The 1656-nt window shown below is 40.5% G+C and carries 2 protein-coding genes; both read right to left on the reverse strand.

Translation table 11 applies throughout. The features are described from left to right. On the reverse strand, nt 1–1063 hold a 1063-nt coding region (gene cobD, locus AC1DRF_RS26570), incomplete at its 3' end, for a threonine-phosphate decarboxylase CobD (RefSeq protein WP_477742138.1). Further along, the coding region (gene cbiB, locus AC1DRF_RS26575; protein ID WP_477742139.1) for an adenosylcobinamide-phosphate synthase CbiB at nt 1038–1656 on the reverse strand (619 nt) is incomplete at its 5' end. The genes cobD and cbiB, both read right to left, overlap by 26 nt.

A 1656-nucleotide genomic window follows, 5' to 3' on the forward strand; every position in this document is an offset into this window, starting at 1 on the left:
CTTGTTTGATTACGTTAAGTAAATAGTCATTTTCTTCTTTCGTTTTCACAGCCAAACGGATATAGCGTCCATTTAAAAATGGAAAGTTTTCAGTATGACGAGCTACCACGCCATGGCTTGCTAAATAGACAAGCCATTCGCGCGTTTTAATAGAAGACGGAACGCTGCAAAGATAATAGTTTGTTTGAGAAGGAGAAACCAAAAGCCCCCATTCCTTTAGTTGACTCAAGATTCGTTCCCGTTCTTGTTTAATATAATATACGGTTTCTTTTACAAAATCTTTTTCATCCACACATATCATACCTATTTGCTGCGACAAGCCATTTACACTCCAAGGAGGCTGCTTTTTAGCCATCTTGCTAATGATTTTTTCATTTGCCAAAATATAGCCAAGACGAAGCCCGGCAATATTAAACATCTTTGTCATGGAACGCACAACAATGATATGCTCATAATCCAGAATAAGAGAATCAAATGAAGGCTGATGTTCGACAAAATCAATAAATGCCTCATCAATCATTAAGTATGTACCATGATGAGCAGCAGCTTTTACTACTTTCATCCATTCCTCATGACTATACATAACGCCCGTTGGATTATTTGGATGACAAATCCACAGTACTTTTATGTCCGGAAGAATGCTCATAATCAACTCTATATCCCAGCTCCAGCCATTTTCTTCAGATAAAGGAACGTATGTCACTTCACATCCATAAGCTTTACTTGCCTGTTCATATTCAACGAAAGTCGGCTGTACAATCCCTGCTTTCTCTCCTGAAAATACCGAAGCAATAAGGAAAAACGCTTCAGCGGCGCCATTTGTAGGCAGCACTTGAGCAGCTGAAACATGATGATGAGCTGCAAGTTTATTTTTCAGCTCCGTTACTTGAGGGTCAGGATAACTAAACGCTGCACCCTTGAATTCGTTCCACTTTTCGTGAAGCACAAGGGGAGCCCCTAAAGGATTTGTATTCACGCTAAAGTCTTTTATATGCGACAAATTCTCGGCCCCTATTGCTTTTAAAAAGACATTAGGATTAGCTCCATGTGTAGGTAATAGCACTAATAACTCCTCCTAACAAAAGATATAATAACCACGTAGCATAGACCGTCCTTTTCATAATGAAAACAGCTTGTTCAATATGACCGGCTTGCAGAGGAATGAGTGGTTCACCCATTTTTGCACGATTAGATTCTATGCCTTTATATGTATTAAGCCCGCCGAGTTGAATACCTAACAGAGCAGCCACTGCGCTTTCCCCGTATCCGCTATTTGGGCTGGGATGCTTCTTAGCATCACGCTTAATCAAACTCGTTACATGCCCAAGAGAATACTGGCTTTTTGCTACATTAACAGCCGTCATCACCACTGCAGTTAACCGACTTGGAATATAGTTTAATACGTCATCCGTTTTTGCACTAAAGTAGCCGAACAGAAAGTAGCGGTCATTTTTGTACCCAACCATCGAATCACATGTGTTAATAGCTCGGTAAAAAAAGGCTAGGGCTCCTCCTCCTATAAATGCATAAAAAAGCGGAGCTGTAATACCATCACTTGTATTTTCAGCCACGGTCTCTACCGTGGCTCTGGCAATTTCTCCTTCTGACAAACGATCTGTATCTCGTCCCACAATCATACTTACTTCATATCTAGCT

This window comes from Priestia sp. P5_B4 (assembly GCF_056400385.1).